The 15,071-nt window shown below is 66.7% G+C and carries 16 protein-coding genes; 5 read left to right on the top strand and 11 right to left on the bottom strand.

Features of this window, described 5'->3' with window-relative positions; genetic code table 11:
* Window positions 1–142 precede the first annotated feature (142 nt).
* Both PRtIB026_RS17970 and PRtIB026_RS17965 read left to right on the top strand, forming a co-directional pair.
* Window positions 143–844 carry an NUDIX hydrolase gene (locus PRtIB026_RS17970; RefSeq protein ID WP_203652446.1) on the top strand — a complete coding sequence of 234 codons (702 nt, stop codon included), beginning with the start codon at window positions 143–145 and terminating at the stop codon, window positions 842–844.
* A gap of 56 nt (window positions 845–900) precedes the next feature.
* On the top strand, window positions 901–1,296 hold the full coding sequence (locus tag PRtIB026_RS17965; protein WP_203652447.1) for a hypothetical protein: 396 nt from the start codon (window positions 901–903) through the stop codon (window positions 1,294–1,296).
* A 3-nt stretch (window positions 1,297–1,299) separates the two neighbouring features.
* Here PRtIB026_RS17965 and PRtIB026_RS17960 read toward each other — a convergent pair whose 3' ends face one another.
* Window positions 1,300–1,917, bottom strand: coding sequence for a LysE family transporter (locus PRtIB026_RS17960; RefSeq protein WP_203652448.1), 618 nt, complete (start codon window positions 1,915–1,917; stop codon window positions 1,300–1,302).
* 92 nt (window positions 1,918–2,009) lie between these two features.
* Between PRtIB026_RS17960 and PRtIB026_RS17955 the strand changes: the two genes are divergently transcribed.
* On the top strand, window positions 2,010–2,276 hold the full coding sequence (locus PRtIB026_RS17955) for a helix-hairpin-helix domain-containing protein (protein WP_203652449.1): 267 nt from the start codon (window positions 2,010–2,012) through the stop codon (window positions 2,274–2,276).
* Between the two features lie 80 nt (window positions 2,277–2,356).
* On the opposite strand, the gene PRtIB026_RS17950 is transcribed toward PRtIB026_RS17955, so the two are convergent.
* The 5 genes from PRtIB026_RS17950 to PRtIB026_RS17930 form a co-directional block, all read right to left on the bottom strand.
* Window positions 2,357–3,772 (bottom strand): efflux transporter outer membrane subunit, encoded by a 1,416-nt coding sequence (locus PRtIB026_RS17950; RefSeq protein ID WP_203652450.1) that lies wholly within the window; start codon window positions 3,770–3,772, stop codon window positions 2,357–2,359.
* The gene (locus PRtIB026_RS17945; protein WP_203652451.1) at window positions 3,769–6,948 is read right to left on the bottom strand and encodes an efflux RND transporter permease subunit; all 3,180 of its coding nucleotides are present in this window, start codon (window positions 6,946–6,948) and stop codon (window positions 3,769–3,771) included. Before PRtIB026_RS17945 ends, PRtIB026_RS17950 begins: the two co-directional genes overlap by 4 nt.
* 12 nt (window positions 6,949–6,960) lie before the next feature.
* Complete coding sequence (gene mexE / locus PRtIB026_RS17940; protein WP_203652452.1) at window positions 6,961–8,202, bottom strand: multidrug efflux RND transporter periplasmic adaptor subunit MexE; 1,242 nt, start codon at window positions 8,200–8,202, stop codon at window positions 6,961–6,963.
* Between the two features lie 292 nt (window positions 8,203–8,494).
* Entirely contained in the window at window positions 8,495–9,088 is a 594-nt protein-coding gene (locus tag PRtIB026_RS17935) for a DUF4157 domain-containing protein (RefSeq protein ID WP_203652453.1), read from the bottom strand.
* Complete coding sequence (locus tag PRtIB026_RS17930) at window positions 9,075–9,638, bottom strand: TetR/AcrR family transcriptional regulator (protein ID WP_203652454.1); 564 nt, start codon at window positions 9,636–9,638, stop codon at window positions 9,075–9,077. Before PRtIB026_RS17930 ends, PRtIB026_RS17935 begins: the two co-directional genes overlap by 14 nt.
* A gap of 89 nt (window positions 9,639–9,727) precedes the next feature.
* Between PRtIB026_RS17930 and PRtIB026_RS17925 the strand changes: the two genes are divergently transcribed.
* Both PRtIB026_RS17925 and PRtIB026_RS17920 read left to right on the top strand, forming a co-directional pair.
* On the top strand, window positions 9,728–10,459 hold the full coding sequence (locus PRtIB026_RS17925; RefSeq protein ID WP_254464248.1) for an SDR family oxidoreductase: 732 nt from the start codon (window positions 9,728–9,730) through the stop codon (window positions 10,457–10,459).
* Window positions 10,460–10,486: 27 nt separating this feature from the next.
* Window positions 10,487–11,086: a 2-hydroxychromene-2-carboxylate isomerase gene (locus tag PRtIB026_RS17920; RefSeq protein WP_203652455.1), complete on the top strand. Its 600-nt coding sequence runs from the start codon at window positions 10,487–10,489 to the stop codon at window positions 11,084–11,086.
* A gap of 144 nt (window positions 11,087–11,230) precedes the next feature.
* On the opposite strand, the gene PRtIB026_RS17915 is transcribed toward PRtIB026_RS17920, so the two are convergent.
* The 5 genes from PRtIB026_RS17915 to PRtIB026_RS17895 form a co-directional block, all read right to left on the bottom strand.
* Window positions 11,231–11,518, bottom strand: coding sequence for a DUF7693 family protein (locus PRtIB026_RS17915; protein ID WP_203652456.1), 288 nt, complete (start codon window positions 11,516–11,518; stop codon window positions 11,231–11,233).
* A 7-nt stretch (window positions 11,519–11,525) separates the two neighbouring features.
* Window positions 11,526–12,071 carry a cupin domain-containing protein gene (locus PRtIB026_RS17910; RefSeq protein ID WP_050705832.1) on the bottom strand — a complete coding sequence of 182 codons (546 nt, stop codon included), beginning with the start codon at window positions 12,069–12,071 and terminating at the stop codon, window positions 11,526–11,528.
* A 79-nt stretch (window positions 12,072–12,150) separates the two neighbouring features.
* Window positions 12,151–13,356, bottom strand: a complete 1,206-nt coding sequence (locus PRtIB026_RS17905) for an MFS transporter (RefSeq protein ID WP_203652457.1) — start codon at window positions 13,354–13,356, stop codon at window positions 12,151–12,153.
* A 78-nt stretch (window positions 13,357–13,434) separates the two neighbouring features.
* Window positions 13,435–13,968 (bottom strand): cytochrome b, encoded by a 534-nt coding sequence (locus tag PRtIB026_RS17900; protein ID WP_232856135.1) that lies wholly within the window; start codon window positions 13,966–13,968, stop codon window positions 13,435–13,437.
* Window positions 13,965–15,011, bottom strand: a complete 1,047-nt coding sequence (locus PRtIB026_RS17895; protein ID WP_267812616.1) for a catalase family peroxidase — start codon at window positions 15,009–15,011, stop codon at window positions 13,965–13,967. The genes PRtIB026_RS17900 and PRtIB026_RS17895 overlap by 4 nt, the downstream gene beginning before the upstream one ends.
* Window positions 15,012–15,071: the final 60 nt, after the last annotated feature.

The following is a 15,071-nucleotide window of genomic DNA, read 5'->3' as shown; positions in this document are numbered from 1 at the left end:
TTGGGGCCTCCTCTCGCTTGGATAGCCATATATTTCACCTGGTGCATTAAGTGTGTCAAGCCATATCCTTAATTAAGTTTTATACTTGACCAACTTAATTGCCCTGGTGGAATATTTGCGTATTTGAAAATGGAGTGCCATCTTGAGCAGCGCAGAAGTCCTGGCCAGCGTGGATATCGTCGCCCTGCGCCTGACGCCTGAGAGCCAGCGCCTGCAGGTCCTGCTGCACCAGCGCCAACGCACGCCCTACAAGGGCCAGTGGGCCTTGCCGGGCGTCATCGTCAATGGCAGTACTGCGGACAACAACCTGGATGCCGCCGCCTGCCGGGCACTTGCGGAAAAGGCCAAGGTGTACCCGCGCCACCTGGAGCAGGTCGGCACCGAGGGCAATGCTTCCCGCGACCCACGGGGCTGGACATTGAGTACTTACTACCTGGCGTTACTCGACCCTGCGGTCGTGGTCGAGGATCAGCAGATTGCCTTCTTCGATCTGCAAGGCGTCCTGGATAATGAGCCGCCGTTGCCGTTCGATCATCGCCTGCTGGTCGAGCGCGCCTATGAACGGCTGGCGGCCAAGGCCGTGTACACCAACCTACCGTTGTATCTGGCACCCGAGCGCTTCACCGTGCTGGACGCCCTGGCCGCCGCGCAGGCGTGCCTGGGACAGCCGGTCAACAACACCTCAATGCGCAAACGTCTGGAGCGCATGAAGAGCGAAGGTTGGGTGCAGGACACCGGAGAGAAGAACCAGCCCAGGCTGGGGCGGCCACAGCAACTGTACCGACATACCCCACAGGGGAGCGGGGCGTTCATGTTCGACCGGAGTTTGCTGGCGGGAGGATAGTCAGGAGAGGTCGCGGCCTCTTCCTGCAGTCGTCGAGTAGCGACTATCCTTGCCCCATGACCAACCTGCCTCCCCAACGCCATCCTTGTCCACCGGGCGCCTGCGACTGCGGCCGCGAACGCCTGGCCGACGGCCCCGAGCGACGCATCCTGCTGCTCACCCGCGAGGAGGAGAAGCGCCTGGTCGAACGCCTGGAAAACCTCAAGGATCTGGAGGACCTGCAGCGCCTGCAAGCGCGCCTCTACGAACAACTGGGCATCCGCGTGTATATCGCCCCAGGCTTCAACGAAGTGCGCACCATGCGCGGCATCGTCATCGAGCTTGCGGCGCAGACAGGCCTGTGCCGCAAGACCCGCCAGTCGATCCCGGCCGCCATTCGCCGTGGCCTCGAGCGCAATCCGCAGGTAGCCTTCCGCCTGCTCGACGCCCACGACCTGCTGCGCGACGCCTGAGCCTCAGCGCATCGCCGCCAGCTTGATACCAAAGCCCACCAGACAGACACCGGCCAGGCGCTCCAGGGCATGCGTCACCCGCGGGCTGGCGCGCATGCGCTCGGCCAGGCGGTGGGTGAGCAGCACCGCCACCAGGCCGTAGAGCAGGGTCAGGCCGGCCACGGTCAGCGCCATGAAGGCGAAGGTCACCACGCCCTGGTGGCGCACCGGGTCGATGAACAGCGGGAAGAACGCCATGTAGAACATGATCGCCTTGGGGTTGAGCAGGGTGATCATCATGGTCTGGCGCAGGTAGCGGCCGCTGGCCATGCCGCTGTCACGCGGCGCGCCGCCGGGCTTGCTCAGTACCATGCGCAGGCCGAGCCAGGCCAGGTAGGCGGCGCCGGCCCACTGCACCACATGGAAGGCGGTGGGGTAGGTGGCCAGCAAGGTGGCCACACCGGCCACGGCCAGCCACATCAGCACCTGGTCGCCGAGAATCACCCCGAAAGTGGCGGCCAGCCCGCCCTTGATGCCGCCCTTGCCGGTGGCGGTGATCAGGGCGAAGTTGCCGGGGCCGGGGATCGCCAGGAGGATGAGGAACGCGATCACGAAAGCGCCGTAGTCGGTCACGCCGAGCATGGGGATTCTCCTGGTGGGGGTGGGCAGGCAGACCTCGATATATGCCATCATTCGCGGCGTTTGCAAAGCCACGACGGTACAGGGAGGTGGAGATGGTGTTCAGCGCGGATGAGCGGGCGATGCTGTTGGCGGTCAAGGGCGTGGGTCCGACCGTGGTGCAGCGCCTTGAGCAACTGGGATATGGCTCGTTGGCACGACTGGCCGAAGCCGATGCCTTGCAGATCGTCACCGAGGCGGCCGGGCTGGTGGGCAGCAGTTGCTGGAGGAACAGCCCCCAGGCGCGAGGGGCGATTCAGGCGGCGATTGCCCGGGCCAGGGAGCATTTACTGCAGGACGCGTGTCCCGCCAACGGCACATAAAAAAGCCCCGAAGACCAAGGCCTTCGGGGCAAACGGTTGGGGGAGGAACCAACCAAAGGAGTCTTCACATCAGGGGGCGATCAGCGCGAGCTGGCCACCACGTCGGGTTGCCAGCCGCCGCCCAGCGCCTTGTAGATCGCGACGATGCCGCTGTACAGCTCGACCTCGCCCTGGGCCTGGGCGTCTTCGGCGCTCAGGCGTTCGCGCTCGGCGTCGAGCAGCACCAGGTAGTCCACCGTACCTTCGCGGTAGCGCACCGAGGCCAGTTCCGCCGCCTTGCGGCTGGCGTCGCTCTGGCGCATCAGCGCCAGCAGGCGCTGTTGGCGCTTGCCGTAGTCGCTGAAGGCATTGGAGGATTCCTCCAGGGCCAGCAGCACCTGCTGTTCGTAGTTGGCCAGGGCACCCTCGGCATCGGCCTTGGCGCCGCGCAGGCGGGCGCGCACGCTGCCCAGGTCGAAGGCTGCCCAGGTGATGCTCGGGCCCAGCGCCCAGGCATTGGCAGCCGAGGAGCCGATCTGCGAGCCGCGCGCGGCGGTGAAGCCGAGGAAGCCGCTCAAGCTGACCCGTGGGAACAGGTCGGCGGTGGCCACGCCAACGTTGGCCGTGGCCGCGGCCAGCTGGCGCTCGGCGCTGCGGATGTCCGGGCGGCGACGCAGCAGCTCGCCAGGGTCGCCCACCGGCAAGGCCTTGGCGATGGCTGGCAGGGCCTTGGGCGAGAGGTCCACGGTCATCCCGTCCGGCCGTTGGCCGAGCAGGGTGGCGATGCGGTTCTTGGCCCGCACCTGTTCGGCCTGCAGCTGTGGCACGGTGGCTTCGACACCCGCCAGGCGGGCGTCGGCGCGGACCACGTCGAGCTCGTTGCCGACCCCGGTATCGCGCAGGGTCACGGTGATGTCCCGCGACTGCTGCTGGGTCTTGAGGTTGGCCACGGCGATCTGCTCGCGCAACTGGGCGCCGCGCAGCTGGCCGTAGGCGTCGACCAGTTCGGCGATCAGGCTGACCTGCAGCTGCTGCAGGTCGGCCTCGGCGGCCGCTTCCTGGGCTTCGCTGGCTTCGATCTGGCGCTGGATGCGGCCGAACAGGTCGAGCTCCCAGGCCATGTCCAGGCCCAGGTCATAGCGCTCGCTGTTGACCCGGCGCTCGGTCTGGCCAGGCACCTGGCCCTTGCCCAGGTCGCTGCTGGCGCGGCTGGTGACCACCGGCAGCTGGTCGTTGGCGGCGTCCTCGCGGATCGAGCGCGCCGCCTTCAGGCGGGCGAAGGCCACGCGCAGGTCGCGGTTGCCGTCCAGCGATGTCTGCACCAACTGGTTCAGCACCGGGTCGTCGAACTGTTTCCACCACACGCTCTCGAAGCGGCTGCGGTCATAGGCTTTGGCTTCAAGGCCGGCGTCCAGCTTGGCCGGTTCGGTCAGCGGGGCCTTGTAGTCCGGACCCACCGCGCAGGCCGCCAGGGCCAGTGCCAGCAGGCTCGGGGTCAGGGGTTTGAGCAACTTCATGCGTGGTTCTCCAGGGCCACTGCGTGCCCGGCCTTGCGGGCCTGGCGACGCTCGACGAAACGGCGGATCAGGAAGAAGAACACCGGGGTCAGGAACAGGCCGAACACGGTCACCCCGATCATTCCCGAGAACACCGCCACACCCATGGCGTGACGCATCTCGGAACCGGCGCCGGAGCTGAACACCAGCGGCACCACGCCCATGATGAAGGCGATCGAGGTCATCAGGATCGGCCGCAGACGCAGGCGGCAGGCTTCCAGTACCGCAGCCAGCGGGTCGAGGCCCTTGGCCTGTTCATCCTTGGCGAACTCGACAATCAGGATCGCGTTCTTGCACGCCAGGCCCACCAGTACGATCAAGCCGATCTGGGTGAAGATGTTGTTGTCGCCACCGGAGACGATCACCCCGGTGATGGCCGACAGCAGGGTCATCGGCACGATCAGGATCACCGCCAGCGGCAGGCTCCAGCTCTCGTACTGGGCGGCCAGCACCAGGAAGGCCAGCAGCACGCAGAGCGGGAACACGAACAGCGCGGTGTTGCCTGAGAGGATCTGCTGGTAGGTCAGGTCGGTCCATTCGAAGGTCATGCCGTTGGGCAGTTCCTCCTTGAGCAGTTTCTCGATCGCCGCCTCGGCCTGGCCGGAGCTGTAGCCTGGGGCCGCGGCACCGTTGATCTCGGCGGTGATGAAGCCGTTGTAGTGCATGACCCGGTCAGGCCCGGAGGTGTCGCTGACCTTGAGGAAGGTCGCCAGCGGGATCATCTCGCCCAGGTTGTTGCGCACCTTCAGCTGGCCGATCTGCTCGGCGTCGAGGCGGAACTGCTGCTCGGCCTGGACGTTGACCTGGTAAGTGCGGCCAAAGCGGTTGAAGTCGTTGGTGTACAGCGAGCCCAGGTAGACCTGCAGGGTGTCGAAGATGTCATTGATTGCCACGCCGTGGGTCTTGGCCTTTTCCCGGTCGATGGCGGCATCGACCTGCGGCACGTTGACCTGGTAGCTGGTGAACAGGCCCGCCAGTTCCGGCACGTTGTGGCTCTTGGCGATGATGTTCTGGGTCTCTTTGTACAGCGCTTCGTAGCCCAGGTTGCCGCGGTCCTCGATCTGCAGGCGGAAGCCGCCGATGGTGCCCAGGCCTTGGACCGGCGGAGGCGGGAAGATCGCGATGTAGGCGTCCTGGATATCGGCGAACTGGGCGTTCAGGGCTGCCGCGATGGCCGCCGCCGACTGGCTCGGGTCCTTGCGCTCGTCGAACGGCTTGAGCGGGGTGAACACGATGCCGCTGTTCGGGCTGTTAGTGAAGCCGTTGATCGACAGGCCCGGGAAGGCCACCGAATCAGCCACGCCCGGTTGCTTGAGGGCGATCTCGCTCATCTTCTTGATCACCGCCTCGGTGCGGTCGAGGCTGGCGGCGTCAGGCAGCTGGGCGAAGGCCACCAGGTACTGCTTGTCCTGGGCCGGGACGAAGCCGGTCGGGGTGGACGAGAAGCCCAGGTAGGTCAGGCCCATCAAACCGGCATAGACGAACAGGGCAATGCCGCTGGAGCGGATGACCCGGCGCACGCCGCCGACATAGCCATGGCTGGCGCGGTCGAAGAAGCGATTGAACGGGGCGAACAGCCAGCTGCCCAGCAGTTTTTCCAGGAACCGCGAGAAACGGTCCTTGGGCGCGTGGTGGTCCTTCAGCAGCACGGCGGCCAGGGCCGGCGACAGGGTCAGCGAGTTGAATGCCGAGATCACGGTGGAGATGGCGATGGTCAGGGCGAACTGCTTGTAGAACTGCCCGGTGAGGCCGGAGATGAACGCGGCGGGCACGAACACGGCGCACAGCACCAGGGCGGTGGCGATGATCGGGCCGGTCACTTCGCTCATGGCCTTCTGCGTGGCTTCCAGCGGTTTCAGGCCAAGGCCGATGTTACGCTCGACGTTCTCCACCACGACGATGGCGTCGTCCACCACGATACCGATGGCCAGTACCAGGCCGAACAACGACAGCGCGTTGAGCGAGAAGCCGAACAGGTGCATCACCGCGAAGGTGCCGATCAGCGAGACGGGCACGGCCATCAGCGGGATGATCGAGGCGCGCCAGGTCTGCAGGAACAGGATCACCACCAGCACGACCAGGATCAGGGCTTCGAACAGGGTGTGTACCACGGCTTCGATGGAGCCACGAACGAACACGGTCGGGTCATAGACGATGCTGTAGTCCATGCCTTCCGGGAACTCTTTCTTCAGTTCGGCCATCTTCGCCCGCACTTCGTCGGAGATCTCGATGGCGTTGGAGCCTGGGCGCTGGAAGATCGGGATGGCCACCGCCGGCTGGTTGTTCAGCAGCGAGCGCAGGGCGTACTGGCTGGAGCCGAGCTCGACCCGGGCGATGTCCTTCAGGCGGGTGATCTCGCCGTTGGCACCGGCACGGATGATGATGTTCTCGAACTCTTCCTCGTTGACCAGGCGGCCCTGGGTGTTGATCGACAGCTGGAAGCTGGTCGAACCCGGGGCGGGCGGGGCGCCCAGCTGGCCGGCGGCGACCTGGCGGTTCTGCTCGCGAATGGCGGCCACCACGTCGCTGGCGGTCAGGTTGCGCGAAGCGGTCTTGTTCGGGTCGAGCCACACCCGCAGCGAGTAGTCGCCCATGCCGAACAGCTGCACGTCACCGACGCCACCGAGGCGCGCCAGCTCATCCTTGATGTTGAGGATGGCGTAGTTGGACAGGTAGAGCATGTCGTAGCGGTTGTCCGGCGAGGTCAGGTGCACGACCATGGTCAGGTCGGGCGAGGCCTTGTCGACGGTGATGCCGATGCGCGTCACCTCTTCCGGCAGCTTGGGCTGGGTACGGGTCACGCGGTTCTGCACCTGCACCTGGGCGTTGTCCAGGTCGGTGCCCAGGGCGAAGGTGATGGTCAGGGTCAGCTTGCCGTCGGCGGTGGACTGCGAGGACATGTACAGCATGTTCTCGACACCGGTGATGGCCTGCTCCAAGGGCGCTGCGACGGTCTCGCCGATCACCTTGGGGTTGGCGCCGGGGAAGTTGGCGCGCACCACCACGGTGGGCGGCACCACTTCGGGGTATTCGCTGATCGGCAGCTGGAACAGCGAGATCGAGCCCGCGATCAGCAGCACCAGCGACAGCACCGCGGCGAAAATCGGCCGGGTAATGAAGAATTTCGAAAAGTTCATCGGTGTTGTCCCTTAACCGCGCGGCGCTTGGGCGCTGGCGACTTTGACATTGGCGCCGGCAACCTTCGGCGCCGGGTTGCTGGCCTCCAGGGCCTGGCGCTGCTGGGCGAGGGCGGCGAGGGTCTGCTCGCTGGCCATCGGCGTTTCCTCAGGGGTGACCGGCGAGCCCGGGCGCACGCGCTGCAGGCCCTTGACCACGATGCGGTCGTCCTTGGCCAGGCCACTGCGCACGATGCGCAGGCCTTCGAGCTTGGGTCCCAGTTCCACGGCGCGGTAGGCGGCCTTGTTGTCCTTGTCCATGACCAGCACGAACTTCTTGCCAAGGTCGGTGCCGACCGCTTCGTCGTTGATCAGCACGGCGTCGTACTGGGCGCTGCCGACCAGCTTCAGGCGCGCGTACAGGCCCGGGGTGAACTGGCCGTCGCGGTTGTCGAACACGGCGCGGCCACGGATGGTGCCGGTGCGCGGGTTGACCTGGTTGTCGACGAAGTTCATCTGGCCCAGGTGCGGGTTGCCGGTCTCGTTGGTCAGGCCCAGGTACACCGGGGTGCTCTGGCCGCGCTGGCCGTCGCGGGCGAGCTGGCTGTACTTGAGGTACACGCGCTCGTCGGCGTCGAAGTAGGCGTACACCTTGTCGGTGGAGACCACGCTGGTCAGCGGGGTGACGTCGGCGCTGACGATGTTGCCGGCGGTGAACTGGGCGCGGCTGACGCGGCCACTGATCGGCGCGGTAACGCGGGTGAAGCTCAGGTTCAGGCGGGCCAGGTCGAGCTGGGCCTGGATCGCGTCGACCCCGGCGCGGGCCTCGGCGGCGGCGCTGCTGCGCGACTCGGCCAGTTCCGCAGAAATCGCGTTGCTGTCGCGCAGGCGCTCGCCACGGCGGGCTTCGTTGGCGCTGCGGATGGCGGTGGCCTTGGCCTGTTGCAACTGGGCTTCGAGGCGGCGCACTTCTGCCTGGAACGGGCGTGGGTCGATCTGGAACAGCAGGTCGCCTTTCTTGACCTGGGCGCCTTCGGTGAAGGCCACCTGGTCGATCTGGCCGGACACCCGTGGACGTACTTCGACGGTTTCCGGCGCTTCGAGGCGGCCGGTGAACTCGTCCCATTCGTTGATCGGCTGTTCGATCACCTTGGCTACGCTGACCTTGGGCGCGGCGGGAGCCTGCACGGCGTCGGGGGTGCGACCGCAAGCGCTGAGCACCACCACTGCCAGGGCAGCGAGGGGGAAGCGCAAGGGTTTGAGTGAGTGATCCATGGAGAACTCCGCCAATGTATTAGTAGTGGGCGGAGTGTGAGTGTCTTGCGCGTGGCGCACGAATCAAACGGAGCGAAGGTTATTATCACGCGCAATGATAGGTCGGGTGCCGTCATCGATCCGGACGCATGGTTTCAGGCCGGCATCACCCCGTGTAGGAGCGGCCTTGCGCCGCGAAAGGGCTGCGCAGCAGCCCCAGGATTTCAGCGTTGACGCATCAATTGCCGGGGCTGCTTAGCAGCCCTTTCGCGGCACAAGGCCGCTCCTACAGGGGGATGGTGTAATTCGGCAGTCAGCGCGGCCCGCCGGATGCCTTTTCGCGCAACGCCTTGGCCACCTGCGCCTCGATCTCGTAGGCCGGCCCCTCCAGTGCCTGGTAATCCCGGGTATAGCGCCTGGCGAATTCCTCCACTCCCAGTTCCTGGTACTGCTGCACATGCTTGAGCTCATGGGCCCACAGCGCCACGTTGTCCTCGGCTTCGGCGCTGCGACGGAAAATGATGGTGTCGATCAGGGTTACCGCGTTGACGTCCGGGTTCTGCAGCAATGCGTTGGCGGCGCTGATCTGCTGTTCATCGCCCACCCGGTAGCGCGCCGCGTCGAGCACGGCGAAATCGTACCAGGGCTCGAGCTGGGCGCGGATATGCAGGGGAATCGGCTGGCTGCCGCTGGCGGTGGCCTCATCGCGAGCCTGGCGTAGGGCGAATACCAGGCTGCCGCTGGCCATGCGCTCGACATCCTGCAGCACCTGGCCGCCCTGGTTGGGGTCGATGGGCGCGCAGAAACACACCACCAGGCATACCTGGTATTGCCCGACCGGGCAGCTGTCCTGGGCGAAGGCGGGCAGAGTCAACAGCAGTCCCAGCAGCGTACTAGCGAGCCTCATCGAAGACCCGTCCGACCAGTTTGCGGCTGGCGTCCAGCACCTGCGCCTGCACCGGCTCGCTGGCCAGCATACGGCCCACCACCAGCGCGCCGACGCACTGACTGAGCAGGGCCCAGGCCAGCTCGGGATCGTCGAGGGTCTCGCTCCACGCGTGGTGCAGCGTCACCAGCCAGTGTTCGGCCTGTTCGCGCACCGGTCGCTCGGCGCGGGCGATCTCCACGCCCAGTGGCGGCAGTGGGCAGCCGTCTTCGGCATTGTGCAAATGGGCCAGGCTCAGGTACTGCTCGAGCAGGCGCCTGAGCCGGGGGCGGTCTGCGCCACGCTCGACCAGGCGCGCCAAGGGGCTGTTGGCCAGTTCGCGGCGGACGATCTCGCTGAACAGGTCGTCCTTGGAGGGGAAATGGTTGTAGAAGGCGCCGCCGGTCAGGCCGATGGCCTTCATCAATCCGGCTACGCCAGTAGCGGCGAAACCCCCGCGCTTGGCCAGGGCGCCGCTGCTGGCCAGCAGCTTCTCGCGGGTCTGTTGCTTGTGGTCGGTGCTGTAGCGCATGCGCGGAACCTCTTGGCGCGGGCTTGACGATAACGTGATCGTAGCATAGCGTTCGTTTACTAAACGATCATTCATCAATGGAGCGGTCCATGGCAGAACAACAAAAGGTCGTGCTGGTGATCGGGGCGGGCGACGCCACCGGGGGCGAGATCGCCAAGCGTTTCGCCCGCGAGGGGTATGTCGCCTGCGTGACCCGGCGCCAGGTGGAAAAACTGCAGCCGCTGGTCGATGAGATCCGCGCCGCGGGCGGGCAGGCCCATGGCTTTGGGTCCGATGCGCGCAAGGAAGAGGAGGTGGCCGAGCTGGTCGAGACCATCGAGCGTGATATCGGCCCGATTGACGCCTTTGTCTTCAACATCGGCGCCAATGTTCCGTGCAGCATTCTCGAGGAAACCCCGCGCAAGTACTTCAAGATCTGGGAAATGGCCTGCTTCGCCGGCTTTCTCACCGCCCAGGCGGTCGCCCGGCGCATGGTGACCCGCGAGCGCGGCACCATCGTCTTTACCGGCGCCACCGCCGGTACCCGCGGGGCGGCCGGTTTCGCCGCCTTCGCCGGGGCCAAGCATGGCCTGCGCGCCTTGGCCCAGAGCATGGCGCGCGAGCTTGGGCCGCGCAACATCCATGTCGCCCATGTGGTGGTCGACGGCGCCATCGACACCGCGTTCATCCGCGACAGCTTCCCCGAACGCTATGCGCTCAAGGACCAGGACGGCATCCTGGACCCTGCGCACATCGCCGACAGCTACTGGTTCCTGCATGCCCAGCCACGGGATGCCTGGACCTTCGAACTTGACCTGCGCCCGTGGATGGAGCGCTGGTAAGTCCCACCCTCATACAAGGAACGAATCATGAGCAAGACCGTCGAGTTCTTCCTGGACCTGGGCAGCCCGGCTACTTACCTGGCCTCGACCCAGCTACCCGCCCTGTGCGCGCGTCACGGGGCGCGGTTGGTGTACAAGCCGATTCTGCTGGGCGGGGTGTTCCAGGCCACCGGCAACGCCTCGCCGGTCTTGGTGCCGGCCAAGGGGCGCTATATGCGCATCGACCTCAAGCGCTACGCCGACCGCTATGGCGTGCCCCTGACCCTGCCGCCAGGGTTTCCGGTAAACACCCTGAACCTGATGCGCGGGCTGACTGGCGTCCAGTTGTTTGCCGAAGCGCGATTCGAGGCGCTGTTGAAGGTGCTGTTCGAGGGGCTGTTCGTGCACGGACGCAATCTGGGAGACCCTGCGGTATTGGGTGAGACCTTGGCCGCAGGAGGCTTCGAGGCCGAGATGTTCCAGGAACTGGCCGCGCGGCCCGAGGTCAAGGACGCCTTGCGCAAAGCTACCGAGGAGGCGGTCGAACGTGGCGTGTTCGGGGCGCCGACATTCTTCGTCGACGGGCAGATGTTCTTCGGCCAGGACCGGCTGGATTTCGTCGAGCAGGCTTTGGCCCGGCAGGCATGACGATCTGGCCATGCCACCCCCCTGTAGGAGCGGCCTTGTGCCGCGAAAGGGGCGCGAAGCGGCCCCGGCGATCTTTGCGTCAACGCTGAAACCCTGGGGCCGCTTCGCGCCCCATTCGCGGCACAAGGCCGCTCCTACAGGGGATCAGACCAACAGTCGTTCTATTTGATCGCGTTCCCAGAGGCTCAGGTGATCCACCGGATTGGTGCCATAGCGGTGCCAGTCGTCCAGCGTGCCCTGGCGCCCATCCGGGCTCTGGCAGTGGCTGCAGTGGGCCAGTCCCTCGCTGTCCAGCACCAGGCTCAGGCGCCAGCCGTCGACTAGCACCTCGACCTGCCCGCCGGCCAGGCGGGCGACCGTTACCAGCGATCGGACGCCAAGGGCGGCGTCACGCAGGCACTGGTACGCCTCGCGGCTGGCGACGGTGGTCATGGGCGGATCAGAAGTTCGCCGGGGTATTGGCGCTGATGATCTCGGCCTCGTCGGGGCCGATGTTCTTGAAGGTGTGGGGCAGGGTGGTAGGGATGTAGTAACCATCGCCGGCGTTAAGCACGCTGACCTGGCCATCGACCCACAGCTCCATGGTGCCTCGGGTGACCAGGCCGCATTCCTCGCCTTCGGCGTGGACGATCGGCTCGCCGGAATCGGCGCCCGGCGCATACAGCTCGCGCAGCATGCGCATCTGCCGGCCTTCGACACTCGCACCGACCAGCAGCATGCGCAGGCCGTTACGGCCCAGGTCGGGCTGCTCGCCGCCACGGAAAACGTAACGTTCCTCGCGCACCGGCTCGTCGAAACTGAAGAACTCCGCCAGGGACATGGGGATCCCTTCGAGCAGTTTCTTGAGGGAACTGACCGAAGGGCTGACCCGGTTCTGCTCGATCTGCGAGATCGTCGAGTTGGTCAGCCCGCTGCGGCGGGCCAGTTCCCGTTGGGAGAGGTTGTTGCGTTCACGCACCAGTTTGAGTCGTGTCCCCGTGTCCATAGCCGCCTTGTTTGCAGAGGTGTCAAAAATAATGGGCGAGGCATTAAAACACACTCTGCAGGCTTGCGCGCTGTGCGTCTCAGTGACGCTGGTCGCTCGCTGCCGGCCACAGCCCCACCAACAACAGCAGGGCACCCACGGCAAGGAACGGCAGGCGCGGGTCGAGGGCATAGACCAGAGTGCCGGCCAGCGGCCCGATCACCGCGCCCATGCCCTGGGCGGCGCCGATCGAGCCGGCCGTGGCACCCTGTTCGCTGGCGTGCATGGCGTTGGCCGCCAGGGCGGAGAATGCCGGGAAGACGAAGCCCATGCCAAACGCAGCGACGAAGAATGCGCTCCACAGCCAGGGTGCGTGGGTTGCCAGCGCTGCGGCAGCGAAGCCCAGGCCGGAGATGCTGGCGCCGACACGGATCATTTTCGCCGGCGGCCACTCGAGCCTGCGCAGGAACACCTGCGCCAGCATCAGCGCCACGCCCACGCAGGTCAGGGCGATGCCCGCGGCCTGGGCGGCGTCGCCGGCCTCCAGGTGCAGGCGATCGAGGGCGAAGAAACCGACGGCGATCTGCGACACGGTGATGCTCAGCATGGCGCTGAAGGCCACCAGCAACGGGCGGCGCAGGCGTGGATCGGACAGGCGCACCGGATTGGGCGCATGAACGTGTGCCAGTGGCTGCGGCTTGAGCTTGAACAGCAGCACCACGAACGCCGTGGCCGGCAGCAGCGACATGGCATAGAACGGCAGGCTCAGGCTGTAGCGCGACAGCAGCGCGGCCAGTGCCGGGCCGACCACCAGGCCGACGGCATTGGCCGCGCCCAGCGAAGCCATGGCCCGCGCCCGGCGCTGGGGCTCGACATGGTCGGCAATCAGGGCATTGCCGCCCACCGGCAGCGCGGCATAGAAGGCGCCGATCAGGCCGCGGGCCAGCATCAGCCCGAAGAACGCCACGCTCGCGCCCGGCAGCCAGCGCAATGCGCCGTCGATGAACAGGCACAGCACCCAGTAGGCCAGGGTGAAGCCGCCGCTGCCCAGCAACAGTACGCGGCGCCGGCCATAGCGGTCGGCCAGGCGCCCCCAGGGCCGCGCCAGCAGCACCCAGACCACGCCGGCCACGGTCACCGCCGCGCCGGCCTGCCAGGTGGCCATGCCCAGCAGGCGGGCGATGGGGCCGATCAGGGCGACGAAGGCCATCATCGACATGGTGCAGGCCATGTTCACCAGCATCAGTGGACGCAGGTCCAGGGTGCTGGACGGGGTCAAGGCGGCAGGGTCCTTTGCAACGTTCATGGGGCAGTCCGGGGCAGTTCGACGAAATGAGCGCCAATGTTAGTAATAATTATTTACATGTGTCGACCCCGGCAATGCTCATTCACTGCGGCGCAGCGGGCCTGGCCACATGCTACGCAAGACGCCGTCGCGGCGCACCAGGGCATGCACCAACGCCGCCCCCAGGTGCAGCAGCACGGTGGCGAACAGCAGGTAGCCGGCCCAGCCGTGGGCCTGGCGCAGTATGGCGTACAACTGCAAGTCGTGGGGGGCGATGGCGGGCAGTTGCAGGGGCCGTGGATAGCCACCGGCCGAGAGCATGGCCCAGCCGAGCAGCGGCATGGCCAGCATCAGGCCGTACAGCAGCAGGTGCGAGGCGCCGGCGGCCAGCCGTTGCAGGCGCGGCAGGTCGCCGGGCAGCGCCGGGTGTGGCAGGGCCAGGCGCAAGGCGATACGCAGGATCACCAGCACCAGCAGGGCCAGGCCTGTGGCCTTGTGCAGCTCGACCAGCAGCGGATGCCGTGGCGACAGGTCGCCGACCATGTTCACGCCGATGAACAGCATGGCCAGGATCAGCGCGGCCATCAGCCAGTGCAGCAGGCGGGCCAGGGGGTGGAAGGCGGTGGCGGTCATGGGCGGGCTCCTTCGCTCAGCGCTTCGTGGCTGCGGCGGTTGAACGACACTGAATAGGCGGCCGAGCGGGCGGCGAGGATCGGGTCGGCGGACGGTTCGATGCCGTGGGGCAGGATCAGCGGGTCGAAGTTCAGGTCGCGGCAAGCGCCTTGCTCGGGGCCGTCGACCCGTTCCAGCACCAGGGTGCCGGCGTCGATGCTGCGACGTTCGACGGGCCAGGGACGGGCAGGGTCGTCCACCGGGTCGCCGGGCTCGGCCAGGGTCAGGCGCAGGGTCCAGCGCAGCGGGCCCTGGGCCAGGCGTTGTTGCAGGTCGTGCTGGAGGAACTGCTGGTCATCGACCTGGGCGGGCAGGGCAGCGAACGCTGTCTGCGGCTCCAGGGCCCAGCGTACCGGGTGGGCGTTGCCCTGGGCATCGATCAGGCGAAAGGCATTGATGCTGTTGTAGGCGGTGCTGGCGAAGCTGTCGCTGGGCTTGTAGCTGGCCGCCCACTGGCGAAACGCCGCGCTTTCCGGGTGGCTGGCGAAAAACGCCTGCAGCTTCGCTGGGTCCGGCTTGCCGGTGGCCGGGTCGGGCGCCCCGGCCAGCACCTGCTGGTAGAACGCCTCGGGCGTGCTCACCGCCAGCACCGGCGGGTTGTTCATGCCGGTGCGCCAGACCTGGCCGTCGTCGCTGCTCAACTGGATGGCCAGGCTGCGTACCGGTATGGCGGTGTCCGGGGCGGAGGGGTTGGCGCCGCCGATGGCGAAACGACCGATCACCGGCACCTGGGCCTGGCTGAAGACGCGGGCGCTGGAGAGCGCCGCAGCCTGCCCGCTGGCCTGGAAGTAACCGCTGACGCACAGGCCTTTGGCATGGTTTTTCCGATAGCCGGGATAATGGCCGGCCTGAGCCTCGAAGGTGTCGATGATGCGCTGCGGGGTCAGCCCTGGCGCGCCGATCCAGCCGGCGGCATAGGCGAAGCCCGCTCCGAGGGCGGCGAGGGTGGCGCCGATGGCGGCCAGGCGCAGGGCCTTGGCGGTGCCATGCAGGGGAGTGGTCATGGGGACGCTCCGGTCAGGTGGGATGAGCCGGTACGACGCAAGGGCGAACGATTTATTCCC

The sequence above is a fragment of the Pseudomonas sp. RtIB026 genome (assembly GCF_016861355.2).
In the GTDB taxonomy this organism is placed as follows: Bacteria; Pseudomonadota; Gammaproteobacteria; order Pseudomonadales; family Pseudomonadaceae; genus Aquipseudomonas; species Aquipseudomonas peradeniyensis.
This window is presented reverse-complemented; position numbering and strand designations above follow the sequence as displayed.